Here is a 14,870-nt window from a genome sequence, read left to right as displayed (position 1 = left end):
TCGGTGCCGTTGCACGGCGCGTTAAACCCGCCTCCCGCAACCAATTTTCCAAGCGTTACTTAACGTTTGAAGAAATAAGCGACATTAGCTCAGCTGGTAGAGCGCGACCTTGCCAAGGTCGAGGTCACGAGTTCGAACCTCGTATGTCGCTCCAATCTCCATGCTTTCCCTCATCAACTTTATCCAATATGACGTGTCTCTTCAGGCACAGCGTAGCGCCTTGTATCACTTGTCGCGTCTAGAAGCATTGTTTCTAGCGTGACGGTTTCGTCAATCTGCGAAAAGTGGGCAAGGCCGACTGAGTAAATAAACGGATAGCGTTCTAAAGATAATCGGCGGCAAAGCCTGAGATAGAAGCGATCCAATTGTGCTTCGACTGCATCGACATCCTGTTGAATCAATAATACCGCAAACTCACAGCCCTCTAGGCGCCCAATCCAGCCTAAGTCACCGAACACATCCGTTAGACAGCCAGCAAATTCTTTCAGCACTTTATCGCCAGCATGCTTGCCATAGCGCTGATTCACGCCTTGTAACTGGCGAACATCAAAGTGTAATAACGTATGTTGATCTTCAATGACAACATCGTCTGTTAGATAACTGTTTACTTCTCGGTAAAAGCCGCGTCGATTGAATACGCCTGTTAGCGGATCAATGACATTTTGTTGCGTCATTATCAATTCATGCTCGACGATACGCGCGAGGTCTGACAGCGCGCGCTGACAGGCATCCGTAAGCTCGCGAGGATGATGATCGATGACACAGAGCGTTCCGAGCAGGTGCTCGCTATCTAGGCTAAAAGGAAAGCCTGCATAAAAACGGATATAGGGAGGACCGGTTACCAAAGGGTTGTCAGCAAAGCGACGATCGTTGTGAGTATCCTCAACAATTAATGGCTCTAACTGCTGAATAGCGTGACCACAAATCGATTCGCTTCGACTTGTTTGGTTGACGGCTAAACCACGCTTGGCTTTAAACCACTGCCTCTGTTCATCGACCAAGCTAATGGCGACAACGGGGCAATCCGAGACATATGCAGCGACTCTGACAATCCGCTCAAATCTGTCTTCGTGTCCAGTGTCTAATATACCCAGATCGTGTAATGCGTGTAGTCTTTGCTGCTCATTATGAGTGGGGCGTGCCGGTTCCATGCCTTTTCCTCCTTGTCGCTACTCCTATTGTAGCCAACCACACACAAGGTAGGGGCAATAATTGTTAGTGGCGGTAAATATCGTTAGAAATGCGAATGCCTTTGGTGAAAAATTCAATTAAGTCATAAGGGTATATGATTTTTTGTTGTCGATATTTTTAAGGGGGCGAGAGGCCGAAAAACTCAGTTTGTAAAAAACTTGTTTCAATGATATTTTCCATCGCTTATTCAGTATTCACACTGTTGGAAGAGGCGGTGACGCACCCGGATTGATCGCGTGCGTGACAGCGACTCTATACTCTTAGTACTTGTTGTTTTTAGAAGGTTTGCTTATGGCGTTTTTAGCGAGCTGTGATACCCAATATCCGCTGACTCATCCGCATGCGGCGTCTGCTGTGGTGATGGTGCCCCCGCTTCATTTTAAGTTTAATGCACAAACGAGTGAGGATAATGGTTTTCAGCATGCGCCGTCACTGCCGGATGAAGAAGTGAAAACGCGCGCGATGGCCGAATTCAATAACATGGTGATGATCCTCCGCCGCCACGGTATCGATGTGGTGGTCATGGAGTACCCTGAATCTGATCCTGCGACGCCTGATGCGGTATTTCCCAATAACTGGTTTAGTACGCTCCCCAGTGGCGAGCTTTACCTTTATCCCATGGCATGCCCAAACCGCCAGCTAGAGGTGAAACCCGAGCGCTTAATGGCTGCATTGGACCGTGCAGGCTATGCCGTCAATCACGTACACAAAGTGAAGTGTCATGACAAAGACGATGCGTTTCTTGAAAGTACCGGCGCGATGGTTATCGACCATCTCAACCAGCGTGTTTACGCGGCGCTTTCACACCGTTGTGACAGTATTTTGCTAACTGAGTGGGCGGCAAAGGTGGGCATGCGACAAGTCGTGAGTTTCAACACGGAGATGAGCGATGGCAATCCCGTTTATCATACCAATGTGATGATGGCAGTGGGTGAAGAGTTTGCCGTTGTGTGCGATGAGGTGATCGAAGCTGGGCAGCGCGACCTCGTGTGTAACACACTGAGCCAAGATAAAACCTTGGTATCCATTAGTGAGTCACAAATGAACCAGCTTTGTGGCAATATTCTACAATTGCGCAATCGCCACGGTGAATCGCTCATCGTCATGTCACTGTCTGCTTACAGTGCTTTTACCGAAGAGCAAAAACGCACGCTGCGCCAATTTGGTAAACTGGTACCTATCGATGTCAACACAATTGAAACCGTGGGTGGGGGAAGCGTGCGTTGTATGATGGGAGAAGTCTTTCTACCTCGTCACCAAGCCGCGATGTCGGGTTAAAGGCCTTGGTTAAAATGTCGGTTTGATAGGCAAAACGGCGACGAATAGTCGCCGTTTTACGTTGCTATTGAGGCTATGAGTGCGCGCGTGTTTTGGCCTTGAGTGGCATTTTGTCAAATGAGACCCCCTTCCATCCGGTGACCATAAAGTTACGAATGTTTTTGTGATCCGTCCCCGAAGGATTGCTCAGCACGTCTTCGCGATAATACCCCCCAAAGCAGGCGAGCGTCTGCGCTTCCGTGAGCTCATGAAGTTGGCAGAATGCGAGTACTTTGCAAGAGCCTGTGTTCTGGCCTGCCTTATTGGCGAGATCACCGTTAGTGAATCGAGTAGGGGCGTAGTCGTAATGTGCATCTATCACCGCCATTGTCTCGTCAAACATTACCATATCTGGGGTTTGCGTGACTTTGGCGAGAAAGCTGTCTAAGGTCATGTCGGTTCCTGAGTTAATAACATGCGAGCTCTCGTCGAGAGTATATGCACGTTGTACCAACTTGTTTAACCAATGTGAAGCCAAGCGACGCGAGTAATGGATAAATATCCATCACTTAAACCAAAATTTTTGTTGCAGTGCTTTACATTAACTCGGGCCAACATTAGTATACCACCCTGTTCGGAGGGATGGCTGAGCGGTTGAAAGCACCGGTCTTGAAAACCGGCAAGGGTTAATAGCCCTTCCAGGGTTCGAATCCCTGTCCCTCCGCCACATATCGAAAAGCCGCTGAGTAATCAGCGGCTTTTTTGTATCTATATATCCGCTTACTCTCCTTTTGTGCGCAAACTAACAGCTTGGTGATGCTTTTCCTTACAGGTTGGGCAGAACCCCCTAATATGTTAATAGATTGTACTATGCGATAAAGGCCCCGTGACCGAACTGATTTCCCATCCCGAATGGCTGCTGCTTGTGCTCGCTCCCGTGTTCTTCTTATGCATGTTGGGGGAGTACTGGATAGCGCTGCGCCGCGGAAAATTGGGCGATAATGCCCGTTATTACGTGCCGGAAGTGCTTTGCAATTTTACCTTGGCGGGGCTGCATCAAGCTGTAGATTTACTGACCGGCTTGCTGATTGCCAAGGTCTATTTGTGGTGGTTTGGCTGGCGGCTGTTCGACATTGAGATGTCGGTGAGCCTGTTTTTATTACTGATGATCGCGCAGGATTTTTGTTACTACTGGTTTCACCGGGCCAGCCATCGTGTTCGCTGGATGTGGGCGGCGCATGTGGTGCATCATAGCTCTGAGCGGATGAACTTTAGCACCGCGTTTCGCCAAAGCTTAATGTACCCGCTGGCAGGGATGTGGCTGTTTTGGTTGCCCCTGGTGGTGATTGGGTTTCCGCCGCAATGGGTGGTGTTTGTTGTACTGCTGAATTTAGGGTTACAGTTTTTTGTTCACACTCAATGGATAAAGACACTCGGGCCTGTGGAGTGGATTTTTAACACCCCGTCTCATCATCGCGTTCATCATGGCATGAATCCTCAGTACATCGACAAAAACTACGCGGGCATTTTAATCATTTGGGACAAATTATTTGGCACCTTCGAGCCGGAATCTGAACCGGTTTGCTATGGGATCCCTAAGCCAGTGAACAGTTTCAATCCTCTGGTGGTGACCTTTGCCGAATGGCAACAAATGTGGCGAGACGCCACGCAGCCCGATCTGAGCGTTCGGCAACGATGGCAGTGCTTGTTTGCACCGCCAGAACAAGCACAAAATCACACGACACACGAGCCAGTATCACGTAAGACGTAGTGGTTTGCTTCCTTGCTGCAAGCGAACATATTTTGAGGATATAACTCCTTATGATCAGATGCTAACAACACCATCTGTAGCACTCCTTCTTATCGAGGCAAGTATGCGTAACGTTTAAGAGATGAGCCGAGTTGACTCTTGTCTGGCTAAGCGCTTTTGCACTCTTTTATCACGGAGTGAGTGTTATGGCGTAGAATCCCGATTTGAATAGCGATTGCTACGCCACCAACTGCCGCGGCGGCATAGACAAGCTGAGTCACCGAGAGGCCGTGGCCGAGCCACAGCCCTCCCAAAAGGGTGCCCACCGCACCACCTAGGTAGTTTGATGAACTATTGAGCGCAACAACTGCGGCACTTTGCTCCGGTTGGAGGCTTATCAGTGTGTGTTGCTGTGGCGCGAGCGACGACCAACCGGCCGCACCCCATAAAAAGAATGGCACAAAGGCAATGATTGAGGACAGCGCCAAGCTACTCGGAATGCTCAAGATGGCCACGGACATGAGTGTTAGTATCCCGAGCAAGATGGCTCGTGGGTGTTTTACCCAGTCAATTAAATGGCCGATGGTGAAGCTGCCCACCATGCCGCCTAGGCCCCAAACCCATAAATATGGCGTGAGGTTGGTTTGTTGTGTGATTCCCGTAATGACCGGTGCGAGGTAAGAATAGAGCCCCAAGCTAGCGACAGCCGTCAAGAAGGTGACCGTAATGGTCATAGACACCGAGCGACTGGCGAGTAACGCGACGCGTGCTTTTAGTGATGGCGGCGGGGCGACACAGATCTGAGGAACACCCAGCACCAGGCCAATAAGCCCAATGATCGCGATACCGATCACGACGGCGAAAACGCCTTGCCACCCAAGCCAAGTCGCCAGAGCAAGACCAGCGGGAACCCCGACAACGGTACCCGCACTCATGCCACCCAACAACAGCCCTAATGCACGCCCCTTCTTATCTGCAGGCACCAAAGAGGCGGCACTTGCCGCCGCTAAAGGCGAGAAAATGCCTGCCCCTATGCCGGCAAGCGCGCGGCTTGCTAGTAACATGGTTAAGTGCGTGCTGAAAATGGTGACAAGATTAGCGGCGATAAACATCAGCATCGATAACACGAGTGCCTTTTTGGTCGGAAAGCTTGCCAACAATGTCGCCAGTATTGGTGCGGAAAGGGCATAGCACAACGTAAAGGCTGTGACCATTTGCGCTGTCTCGGCTTCAGTGATCTGAAAACTGGTGGAAATTTCCGGAATAATGCCCGCCACGACATAGGCATCCATACCGAACGCAAACATCGCAATGGGTAAAAATAAAATGTTTTTCATGGTCATCCTAGCGCGTGAGTCTTTATGATGCCTAGGAAATGTAACAAAGTGTTACTTAAGCGAAAACGCTAACCAGCAAATATAGGTAGAGGAGCAGGCAAGTATTTTTTACAAGGCAAACAATTAACTATGATAGGGGGTGGACTTGATCCGTTTTACTGGACACGCATCGTTATCACCGCTATTGAAAGAAAAATAGGCACCCACTGAGTGGATGCCTATTTGGATAAGGGGCGAGATAGTGTCTTTGTCTTACCTTAAACGGTCTGTCCGAATAAGTTTAGCCAACTGTCGTCTATAATCGTTTGTTAGAATTTATAGTTAACGTCGAGGTAAAACACACTTGGGTTCTTGAAGGAAATACCCTCCGCATACTTTTGTTTCGTTAAGCCGTATTTATGGCCGCCTTCCAAAGCGATACCGGAGTCAAAACGATAGCCAAGTCCGAGATTGACGTCGCTCGCTAGGCCAGAGTCTCTGAGGTTATAGGTGTCAGTCCCCTGAGCATCTTTGTCCTTAATTTCTAGCTTACTGCGTTGGTAGCCTAGAGTACCACCAGCAATACCGTACAAATTGTCAGTGAACTCGTGGACATAGTCTAAGCCCATACCGAATTGATAGTCAGTATTTTCCAACGAAAGCTCTTCATCTGCAGCTTTGATCGTTGACTTGCTCGACGCGCCCGATTGCCAGTAGCCGTAGGTGCGTACTGAGTCAGTGATATACTTACCGCCATACAGCTTGACTGTTCCTCGGTCCTCAAGATCACTTTTGAACTCACTGCTATCTAAGCCACTCACATCAGCGCTACCAGCTCCAAACTCCATCCCCATATAAGGTGAGGCATAAGCTGCTGGCGCGAGAATCAGTAAAGCTAAAGGTGCTAATTTTTTCATTGTAAAGAACCTATTATTTGTCGTAGGTGTTTTTTAAGAACGTATGACTTATAGTCATTGCTTTTGGGAACGTTCGCTTAAAGGGGGAACGTTTGAGTGGTACTTTACGGCTGATGAGCGCGGTAATGTATCTGCAGAGTGTCATGATTTGTCGTATAACTGTCGTGGTATCTACATCTGTAGAAGCACTGAGTTTTTAATGATTTATGCCAAAGCGTTTGGTTTGCTTATTTTTCTAGGTCAAGGTTAATGGAAGAGAAACTGCACTTAGTGGTTGTTGAAGATGACCCCAAAATGCGAGAAATGCTGACAGAGTATTTTGATGCACAAGACTATCGCGTAACAGCACTTGCTGAAGGTACAGGGGCGGCTGACTATATTATTTCCGCACAACCTGACTTGGTTTTACTCGATCTAATGCTACCCGGTGATGATGGGCTGACAATCTGCAGACAAATCCGTGATGGATTTAGAGGCAGAATTGTGATGCTAACGGCTAGTGATGATGATTTTGATCATGTGGCAGCACTAGAGGTTGGCGCGGACGATTTTATCAGTAAACCGATTAAACCTCGGGTGCTGATGGCGCGTGTAAGAGTGCAACTGCGCCAGCTTAGAGACGACACTGCGGTCTCCTCGTCCAAACCCAGTGTTCTTAATTATGGTGTGTTGGCACTCAATGAGGCGAGACGCTATTGTTCGCTAGACGATGAGCCCATCGCGTTGACAGACAGTGAATTTGCATTGCTTTGGCACCTGGCAAGTCAGCCTGACGAGGTGCATACAAGAGATACGTTAACGCGCGCATTACGTGGTATTGAGTATGACGGTATTGATCGAACGGTAGATAATAAAATTGTGACCTTGAGAAAAAAACTGGGTGATACGTCCTCCAATCCCAAAAAAATTATCACAGTGCGCGGAAAAGGTTACTTATTTGTTCCTGATGCATGGTAAATGCATAACAGAAATATGTATGAGTGGTGAGCAATGCGTCGGATATATTTAGAATTCTTCTTTGGGCTGATCGTCATTTTTATGGTGAGCTCATTGACCTACGAATACCTCGTGTATGAACTGACGGAAAACTATGAGGCGACCTTGGCGAAGCGACAGGCTGAAAGTGTCGTTGATATGTTAGCGTTGATTGAGTCACAGGCCGGAACACAAAAGGCTTTAGGCGCGCTAAAAGGCTATGCCGATAACGTCGAATATTCATTATCCGTACACCAGCTTGGCACGATTCCGTCCCATTTGAATGGGGTATTTTCCCACCAACTCGATCCTTCCGCGGTGTTTGACGATAAAAACGAAACCTTATGGTTCCGCCTCGCCGATAAGGAGCAAATCTACAGCTTACGAACCGCGGTGGATTCCGAGCTACACGGGGCAATTGAGTTTAATGAAGATCTGCTGTTCGTTTTTCTCTTTTTTGGTTTCGCCCTCTACAGTTTTTTCATGGTGCGGTTTCTCAGCCGCCGAGTACGGTCACTCGAGCAAGCGGCTCTCCAGTTTGCCAGCGGAAATTTAGAAGCGCGGGCGTCAACAAAGAGTCAGTATACCGTGGGTAGTTTAAACGCGACCTTTAATCATATGGCAGACAGAATTGCTAGTTTGGTCAGTAGTCGTCGAGCGCTAACCAATGCGGTTGCGCACGAATTGCGCTCGCCTTTATTTCGGATCCAGTGGCAAGCTGAATTGTTGAGTGAGAGCCAACTGGGCCCCAAGCAGCAACAGAGAATCGTCAGCATCGTTGAAGATACAGATGAAATGGTAGGATTGATTGACGAGCTACTTTATTTGGCACGTGTCGATCACCCCAATACACCTTTTAACTCGGAGACATTGAATACTGCGATGTGGCTACACGAGGAATGGCCGCGTTGGCAAACGCTGAGCACTCAGTCCGTGAGCTTGGATGCCCCGCAAAACTTGCCCAGTATTGAGGCGGATCCACCCCTACTAAAACGGGTGCTCACCAACTTAATTGGTAATGCGGAGAAGTATGCGACCAGTCAAATAGCCGTGCGTGTGTATTGTGAGGACACGCAGCTGGTGATTGCGGTCCACGATGATGGTGAGGGCGTTGACCCATCACACTGGCCGTTTATCTTTGATGCCTTTTACAGTGCGGATCGTTCCCGCGATAAAAAGCGTTCCGGCTATGGTTTGGGGCTTGCGATCGTCAAACAAATTGTCACCCGCCACGGCGGCCATGTTGAGATTGACCATAGTGATTTAGGCGGCGCATGTTTTCGGGTCATCTTGCCCATGAAAACATGATGTCACGCTGCCAGTGCTAAGCTGAAAGGGCGGCATTCGTCGCCATCAGGTATTTCGCGTATAATACCGCCCACACCGACAACACTAGGGGCACTATGAAACATCGTACCTTCGTCTTTATCGGCATGGCTATTTTTGCTGTGACCATCACTATTTTGATCTCGTGTCAGCGCCCCCAAGCTCCCCTTGTTCCTGATTTTCAATCTTTTGCCGCAGGGGCAGAGCGCAAGCAGGCGTTTTTTGATTACTTCACGCCTGTTGTTAATGCCATTAATAGCCAAATACTGGCGGATCGCACCGCATTACTGGCATGGCATGCACGTAAGAGTGAGTTAAGTAGCCGAGAAATAAAGCGCGTCCAAGCACTTGCCGAACAGTATGAGCTGGCAGACTTTGATGTCGGCCACGACGCGGATTGGATGGCACTGATCCAACGGGTGGATATCATTCCGCCGTCGTTAGTGTTAGCGCAGGCGGCGAATGAGAGTGCGTGGGGCACGTCGCGGTTTGCACGGGAAGGGAATAACTACTTCGGCCAGTGGTGCTTCAGCAAAGGCTGTGGACTGGTGCCCAAGCAACGTGCGGAAGGAAAAGTGCACGAAGTCGCAGCCTTTGATAACCCGCAAGCCTCGGTACAAAGCTACATCAACAACTTGAATACCCATGCCGCCTACCAAGGGCTACGCGAAATCCGCGCCAACCTGCGTGAGCAGAATAAACCGCTGTCAGGTGCAGCACTTGCCAATGGGTTGGTACGCTATTCAGAGCGAGGCCAAGCTTATGTGGACGAGTTACAAGCGATGATCCGCCACAACCAACTGGATAGGCTCGACCCGCCATCCTCCGCATCCAATAACGACTAGGAAAGCCAATGATTACCCGTTTGCCTCGGTGGGTTGAAGCCGGGGCGTTTGTGTTAGCGCTGATCGCCGGTACCATCAATGCGATCGGTTTGTTGGGCTTTGAACATCAAGCCGTCTCCCACGTGTCAGGCACCGCGACGCAATTTGGCTCGGGGTTGTTTGCAGGCCAATGGACACAAGTTATCCAATTGGGTGGCTTATTGTTGGCTTTTTTCCTCGGTGCCGCGATTTCCGGATGCTTATTGCATGGCAGCACACTTAAATTGGGCCGTCATTATGACTCGGCACTGTTTGTTGAAGCTGGGCTGATTATGGTGGCGTTTTATTTTCTGTCTCGCGGGTTTGCCATTGGTCAATTGGCAGCCTCGGCAGCGTGCGGCTTGCAGAATGCGATGGCGACCACTTACAGCGGCGCGATTGTGCGCTCAACCCACTTAACCGGCATCTTTACCGATTTAGGATTGATGCTAGGGGGGAAGCTGCGCGGCAATCCAGTGGATAAGCGCAAACTGATGCTCTTTTTACTGATCACGTCTGGCTTTATCGTCGGCGGGGTAGTGGGCGCAGCGCTCTTTGCGCACTTCCATTTTGCTGCCCTGCTGTTTCCCGCAGGGTTATGTTTTGTGGTGGCTCTGTGTTATCGCGGGTATATGACACGCCAGCGTTTAGTGACCGGCACCAGCAGCAAGTAATTATACAACCTATTAACAATGCGCGTTTTCGCGCATTTTTTAATGTATTTGTTGTGCATCGCATCGATTTTGATCATTTCACCCACTCTTCACGGTGATTGTCGAGCCAGCTCCTTGTGGCGGTGGTTTCCCGTGTCACCATTCGCGCGCCTTTTGGCGGCTAAAAGTTTGTCTTAAATCAAACAAGTGTGAGTTTGCGTTTCGAATTCGCGCATTATGTGATGATCTCGCCGTCTTTGTGACACGGAAAATGCCACACTCCCGTTACGATACAGTAACAAGGAGGCCCCATGCCAAATAGCCAGTATATTGAAACGGATGTGGTCATCATCGGTGGGGGTGCAACCGGCACCGGCATCATGCGAGATTGCGCACTGCGTGGCATCTCATGCATTTTGCTCGAACGTGACGATATCGCGGCTGGGACATCGGGGCGCAACCATGGCTTGCTGCATTCTGGAGCTCGTTACGCGGTCACAGACACCGAATCGGCCCGTGAATGCATTCAAGAAAACACCATCCTTAAATCCGTTGCTCGCCACTGCGTGGAAGATACCAGCGGACTCTTTATCACCTTGCCGGAAGATGATTTAGCGTACCAAGACACCTTTATTGCCAGTTGCGATAAAGCCGGTATTCCGACCCGAAAACTGACACCACGTGAAGCATTAGCGTTCGAACCCAACGCGAATCCAGCGATGATTGGCGCGGTACAGGTGCCAGATGGCATTATCGATCCGTTTCGCTTGTGTGCCGCGAATGTGTTGGACGGCAAAGAGCATGGCGCCAAAGTGTTTAACCATACCCGAGTGATGGGATTAATTCGTCAAGGGGCGACGGTGCAAGGTGTCCAGTGTTTGCATACCCTCACCGGCGAGCGTTTTGCCATTATGGCCAAGCAAGTGATCAATGCCGCAGGAATTTGGGGGCAGACAATCTGCGAGTATGCCGATCTGAATATCAAAATGTTCCCCGCCAAGGGCTCATTGCTGATCCTCGACTATCGGATTAACAACCGAGTGATCAACCGCTGTCGTAAGCCGGCAGACGCTGACATCTTGGTGCCCGGTGACACCATTTCCTTAATCGGCACCACCTCTGAGCACATCGAGTACGATCAGATTGACAAGCTAGCGGTGACGCCACAAGAAGTGGATGTGCTGATGCGCGAAGGGGCTAAGCTCGCCCCCATTATGGCCAATACACGCGTGTTGCGCGCCTACGCGGGCGTACGGCCGTTGGTTTCGGTAGATGATGATGGCAGTGGCCGTAATATCAGTCGTGGCATTGTGTTACTCGACCACCAAGCACGCGATGGGCTGGAAGGCTTGATCACTATCACTGGTGGTAAGCTCATGACCTATCGTTTGATGGCCGAGCAAGCCACAGACTTGGTGGCTGAAAAGCTGGGTAACCGCAACCGTTGCCAAACTGCGACCCGTCCGCTACCGGGCTCTGAGCCTTCTAAAGGGATCCGTAAAGCCAGTGCCAGCTTGGTGAAACCTGTCTATCAATCCGCCTATTACCGTCATGGTGAGCGCGTTAGCCATTTTTTAGATGAAAGTGACGATAGCCAAGCGGTAATTTGCGAATGCGAAATGGTGACCAAGGGCGAGGTGAACTATGCGATTCAATCGCTGGATGTGAAAAATCTCACCGATCTGCGTCGGCGCACCCGTCTGGGTATGGGGCCTTGTCAGGGCGAGCTGTGCAGCTATCGTGCCGCTAGCTTATTCAGTGAACTGGCTGGGATAGATGGCCAAGCCAGTGCAGGGCTGCTGGTGGACTTTCTTGAAGAGCGCTGGAAAGGCGTGAAACCCATTTTTTGGGGGGACGCGCTACGCGAAGCCGAATTTAGTTATTGGATTTATCAAGGATTATTTGGCGCCGGTGAGGTGCCAACGCCGCCGAAGACACCACACAGTAGCGCTGAGATAAAGCGTGCTACATCGACATCAGCGGCTGATCAGGAGGTATCACAATGATCCACTACGATATCGCAGTGATTGGTGGCGGCATTGCCGGGTTTACTGCCGCATTGCGGTCACTGGAAGCGGGCAAGAAAACCGTGATGATTAGCGCCGGACAAAGCGCGCTGCATTTTTCGTCAGGCTCGATTGATGTATTGGGCCATTTCCCCAATGGCGAGCCGGTCAGTCAGCCTTTTGAAGCGATTCCGAAACTGGTGCGCCAACATCCTGAGCATCCGTATGCCAAAGTCAGTGTAGATGAGATTACCCAGTCACTCGCTTGGTTCCAACATCAATTGAGCGCGCAAAAGGTGTGTCTGTATCACCAAGAAGATAATGCCAACCACGGCCGTATTACGCCTCTGGGCACTGTGCGACCGACGTGGCTATCGCAAGGGCATGTGTATCAGCATCGCGGCCCGCGACGTTTCTCTGGTTTCTGTTTTGTCGCCATTGAAGGCTATCGCGATGCACAGCCGACCTTAGCGAAAGATACCATTACCGCCCAGCGTGATTTTGCATCCTGCCCAAGTCGCACCATTACTTTGTCGATTCCGGGTGCTGAGCGATTACGCCGTAACCGCAACGAGCTACGCTCGGTGGATCTTTCCCGTTTATTGGCTGAACCTGAGGCGTTTGACAGCCTGTGCGAGCAGTTAATTGCGCAATCCGGCCCAGATGAGCTGGTGATTTTACCCGCCATCATTGCTGATGTGGCGGGTGAGCGAGGTATGGATGCGCTGAAACAGCGCACCGATCGCTGTTTTCACGAAGTGCCAACCATGCCGCCTTCGCTGCTGGGGATCCGTATTGAGCGTGCGTTACAGCGGGCCTTTGCTAGCGCGGGTGGGATATTGCTGCGTGGCGATCAAGTGACCGGCGGTGAGTTTGACGACAACGGTCGCCTTACCGCCTTGCATACGCGTCAGCTAGAAGATATTCCCTTAACCGCAGAGGCGGTGATCTTGGCCACGGGCAGCTACTTTAGCCGCGGTCTCAATGCCGACCGCACCCAGGTGAGCGAACCGACGTTGGGGTTAGATATGGTGCAAAGCCCTGATCGGAGCGAGTGGCGTAACGACGACTTTTTCAGTCAGCAAAGCCACCCCTTTATGGCGTTTGGCATTAACACCGACAACCAACTGCGGCCCACCGCACGCGGCAAACGTTGCCAAAACCTGTTTGTGTGTGGCGCGGTACTCAGTGGTTACGATCCCGTCTATGAAGGCTGTGGCGGTGGCGTCGCGATTGCAACCGGCTACGCCGCCGCGCAACGTGCGCTCGCTGTGATGGCGAATGCTAAGGAGGCGTCCCATGCTAACTGAATGGCTGAAACAGCGTGACTATAGCGATCATGCGCCGCAACCCACCAGTTTTGACCAATGCATTAAATGCACGGTCTGTACTGTGTATTGTCCGGTATCAAAAGCGAATCCTGCGTATCCTGGTCCCAAAGAGTGCGGCCCAGATGGTGAGCGCCTGCGGATCAAAAACCCTGAGTATTATGATGACCTGCTCAAGCTATGCACCAACTGCAAACGCTGTGAGACCGCCTGTCCTTCCGGGGTAAAAATTGGCGATATTATCGCGGTGGCGCGTGGCAAACACGGCAAGAAAAACATCAATCCTAAGCTGATGCGTGATTACGTGCTGAGCCATACCGACTTGTTTGGCACGCTTGCTAATCCAGTCGCGCCACTGGTAAATGTGATGACCGATCTGAAACCGGTGAAAGCGGTGATGCATGCCACGATTGGGGTGGATAAACATAAATCTCTACCCAAGTATTCTTTTGGCACCTTTCGGCGCTGGATGAAAAGCCAAGCGGCGGCACAAGCGGATTATCCCAAACAAGTCAGTTACTTCCACGGTTGCTATGTGAATTTTAACAACCCGCAGCTTGGTAAAGACTTAGTGAAAGTGATGAATGCGATGGGGTATGGCGTGCAATTGCTCAAGAAACATAAGTGCTGTGGCGTGCCTCTAATTGCCAATGGCTTTTACGATAAAGCGCGCCGCAACGCGACCGCCAATACCGCGATGATTGCCGATGCGGTTGCCGAGCAACGCCCAGTGATCGCCACTTCATCATCGTGTGCGCTGACGTTAAAAGAAGAGTATCCCCATGTACTGGGAGTGGATAACGCTCATGTGGCAGGGCAAATCAGCTTTGTGACCCGCTTTTTACTCAAAGCGGCCATGAATGGCGAGATGCCCAAGCTCAACCCAATTAACAAGCGGGTGGTTTACCATACCCCTTGTCACTTGGAGCGAAGTGGTAATGCGATGTTTACCATTGAGCTATTGCGTTTGATCCCGGGATTAGAGGTGATTGTACTCGATAGCGAGTGTTGTGGCTTGGCCGGTACCTATGGGTTTAAAACCGAGAACTATCAAACCTCGATTGCCATTGGTAGTGGCTTATTTGCTCAGATTGAAGCCGCGCAGGCGGACTTTGCGATCACCGACTGTGAAACCTGTAAATGGCAAATTGAAGAAAACACGTCGCTGGAAGCCTTGCATCCGGTGAGTGTGCTGGCGATGGCGGTTGGAGAGCCAGCAGCGTCTTGAACGTCGCCGCAAAGAAAAAGCGCCACCGCATCGGGTGGCGCTTTTAGTCTGAGAGTGTGC

Annotated in this window: 13 protein-coding genes and 2 tRNA genes; 11 read left to right on the top strand and 4 right to left on the bottom strand. The window is 50.5% G+C overall.

What is annotated here, in order from left to right:
* The first annotated feature begins 78 nt into the window (after nt 1-78).
* Nucleotides 79-154, top strand: a tRNA-Gly gene (locus tag BZG23_RS15215).
* Between the two features lie 25 nt (nt 155-179).
* Here BZG23_RS15215 and BZG23_RS15210 read toward each other — a convergent pair.
* Entirely contained in the window at nt 180-1,151 is a 972-nt protein-coding gene (locus BZG23_RS15210) for a sensor domain-containing diguanylate cyclase (RefSeq protein WP_046075236.1), read from the bottom strand.
* A gap of 331 nt (nt 1,152-1,482) precedes the next feature.
* Here BZG23_RS15210 and BZG23_RS15205 point away from each other — a divergent pair, with 331 nt between their 5' ends.
* A complete protein-coding gene (locus BZG23_RS15205) occupies nt 1,483-2,469 on the top strand; it encodes an arginine deiminase-related protein (RefSeq protein ID WP_077607426.1) in 987 nt (328 codons plus the stop codon).
* A 73-nt stretch (nt 2,470-2,542) separates the two neighbouring features.
* On the opposite strand, the gene BZG23_RS15200 is transcribed toward BZG23_RS15205, so the two are convergent.
* Nucleotides 2,543-2,902 (bottom strand): HopJ type III effector protein, encoded by a 360-nt coding sequence (locus BZG23_RS15200; RefSeq protein WP_046075234.1) that lies wholly within the window; start codon nt 2,900-2,902, stop codon nt 2,543-2,545.
* 182 nt (nt 2,903-3,084) lie between these two features.
* Here BZG23_RS15200 and BZG23_RS15195 point away from each other — a divergent pair.
* Both BZG23_RS15195 and BZG23_RS15190 read left to right on the top strand, forming a co-directional pair.
* Nucleotides 3,085-3,175: transfer RNA gene (locus BZG23_RS15195), tRNA-Ser, on the top strand.
* A 159-nt stretch (nt 3,176-3,334) separates the two neighbouring features.
* Nucleotides 3,335-4,219 carry a sterol desaturase family protein gene (locus BZG23_RS15190; RefSeq protein WP_241837225.1) on the top strand — a complete coding sequence of 295 codons (885 nt, stop codon included), beginning with the start codon at nt 3,335-3,337 and terminating at the stop codon, nt 4,217-4,219.
* Between the two features lie 146 nt (nt 4,220-4,365).
* Here the strand turns inward: BZG23_RS15190 and BZG23_RS15185 are convergent, their stop codons facing one another.
* Both BZG23_RS15185 and BZG23_RS15180 read right to left on the bottom strand, forming a co-directional pair.
* The gene (locus BZG23_RS15185; RefSeq protein ID WP_046075229.1) at nt 4,366-5,535 is read right to left on the bottom strand and encodes an MFS transporter; all 1,170 of its coding nucleotides are present in this window, start codon (nt 5,533-5,535) and stop codon (nt 4,366-4,368) included.
* 308 nt (nt 5,536-5,843) lie between these two features.
* Entirely contained in the window at nt 5,844-6,431 is a 588-nt protein-coding gene (locus tag BZG23_RS15180) for an outer membrane beta-barrel protein (RefSeq protein WP_077607425.1), read from the bottom strand.
* Nucleotides 6,432-6,680: 249 nt separating this feature from the next.
* Here BZG23_RS15180 and BZG23_RS15170 point away from each other — a divergent pair, with 249 nt between their 5' ends.
* From BZG23_RS15170 to glpC, 7 genes are all read left to right on the top strand, one after another.
* A complete protein-coding gene (locus BZG23_RS15170; RefSeq protein ID WP_077607423.1) occupies nt 6,681-7,388 on the top strand; it encodes a response regulator in 708 nt (235 codons plus the stop codon).
* Between the two features lie 33 nt (nt 7,389-7,421).
* Nucleotides 7,422-8,714, top strand: a complete 1,293-nt coding sequence (locus BZG23_RS15165) for an ATP-binding protein (RefSeq protein WP_077607422.1) — start codon at nt 7,422-7,424, stop codon at nt 8,712-8,714.
* A gap of 95 nt (nt 8,715-8,809) precedes the next feature.
* Complete coding sequence (locus BZG23_RS15160) at nt 8,810-9,577, top strand: glucosaminidase domain-containing protein (RefSeq protein ID WP_108743748.1); 768 nt, start codon at nt 8,810-8,812, stop codon at nt 9,575-9,577.
* An 8-nt stretch (nt 9,578-9,585) separates the two neighbouring features.
* Nucleotides 9,586-10,269 carry a YoaK family protein gene (locus tag BZG23_RS15155; protein WP_077607421.1) on the top strand — a complete coding sequence of 228 codons (684 nt, stop codon included), beginning with the start codon at nt 9,586-9,588 and terminating at the stop codon, nt 10,267-10,269.
* A gap of 290 nt (nt 10,270-10,559) precedes the next feature.
* Complete coding sequence (gene glpA / locus BZG23_RS15150) at nt 10,560-12,254, top strand: anaerobic glycerol-3-phosphate dehydrogenase subunit A (RefSeq protein ID WP_077607420.1); 1,695 nt, start codon at nt 10,560-10,562, stop codon at nt 12,252-12,254.
* Nucleotides 12,251-13,564 (top strand): glycerol-3-phosphate dehydrogenase subunit GlpB, encoded by a 1,314-nt coding sequence (gene glpB / locus BZG23_RS15145; RefSeq protein ID WP_077607419.1) that lies wholly within the window; start codon nt 12,251-12,253, stop codon nt 13,562-13,564. Before glpA ends, glpB begins: the two co-directional genes overlap by 4 nt.
* Nucleotides 13,554-14,810 (top strand): anaerobic glycerol-3-phosphate dehydrogenase subunit GlpC, encoded by a 1,257-nt coding sequence (gene glpC, locus BZG23_RS15140; RefSeq protein ID WP_108743747.1) that lies wholly within the window; start codon nt 13,554-13,556, stop codon nt 14,808-14,810. Before glpB ends, glpC begins: the two co-directional genes overlap by 11 nt.
* Nucleotides 14,811-14,870: the final 60 nt, after the last annotated feature.

The sequence above is a fragment of the Salinivibrio sp. ML290 genome, assembly GCF_001995695.1.
Classification (GTDB): domain Bacteria; phylum Pseudomonadota; class Gammaproteobacteria; order Enterobacterales; family Vibrionaceae; genus Salinivibrio; species Salinivibrio siamensis.
This window is presented reverse-complemented; position numbering and strand designations above follow the sequence as displayed.

Coding starts and splice junctions, on each gene's coding strand:
- BZG23_RS15155 (WP_077607421.1), top strand. CDS start 9,586: ATGATTACCCGTTTGCCTCGGTGGGTTGAAGCCGGGGCGTTTGTGTTA.
- glpB (WP_077607419.1), top strand. CDS start 12,251: ATGATCCACTACGATATCGCAGTGATTGGTGGCGGCATTGCCGGGTTT.
- BZG23_RS15170 (WP_077607423.1), top strand. CDS start 6,681: ATGGAAGAGAAACTGCACTTAGTGGTTGTTGAAGATGACCCCAAAATG.
- BZG23_RS15205 (WP_077607426.1), top strand. CDS start 1,483: ATGGCGTTTTTAGCGAGCTGTGATACCCAATATCCGCTGACTCATCCG.
- glpC (WP_108743747.1), top strand. CDS start 13,554: ATGCTAACTGAATGGCTGAAACAGCGTGACTATAGCGATCATGCGCCG.
- BZG23_RS15165 (WP_077607422.1), top strand. CDS start 7,422: ATGCGTCGGATATATTTAGAATTCTTCTTTGGGCTGATCGTCATTTTT.
- BZG23_RS15180 (WP_077607425.1), bottom strand. CDS start 6,431: ATGAAAAAATTAGCACCTTTAGCTTTACTGATTCTCGCGCCAGCAGCT.
- BZG23_RS15200 (WP_046075234.1), bottom strand. CDS start 2,902: ATGACCTTAGACAGCTTTCTCGCCAAAGTCACGCAAACCCCAGATATG.
- BZG23_RS15160 (WP_108743748.1), top strand. CDS start 8,810: ATGAAACATCGTACCTTCGTCTTTATCGGCATGGCTATTTTTGCTGTG.
- glpA (WP_077607420.1), top strand. CDS start 10,560: ATGCCAAATAGCCAGTATATTGAAACGGATGTGGTCATCATCGGTGGG.
- BZG23_RS15185 (WP_046075229.1), bottom strand. CDS start 5,535: ATGAAAAACATTTTATTTTTACCCATTGCGATGTTTGCGTTCGGTATG.
- BZG23_RS15210 (WP_046075236.1), bottom strand. CDS start 1,151: ATGGAACCGGCACGCCCCACTCATAATGAGCAGCAAAGACTACACGCA.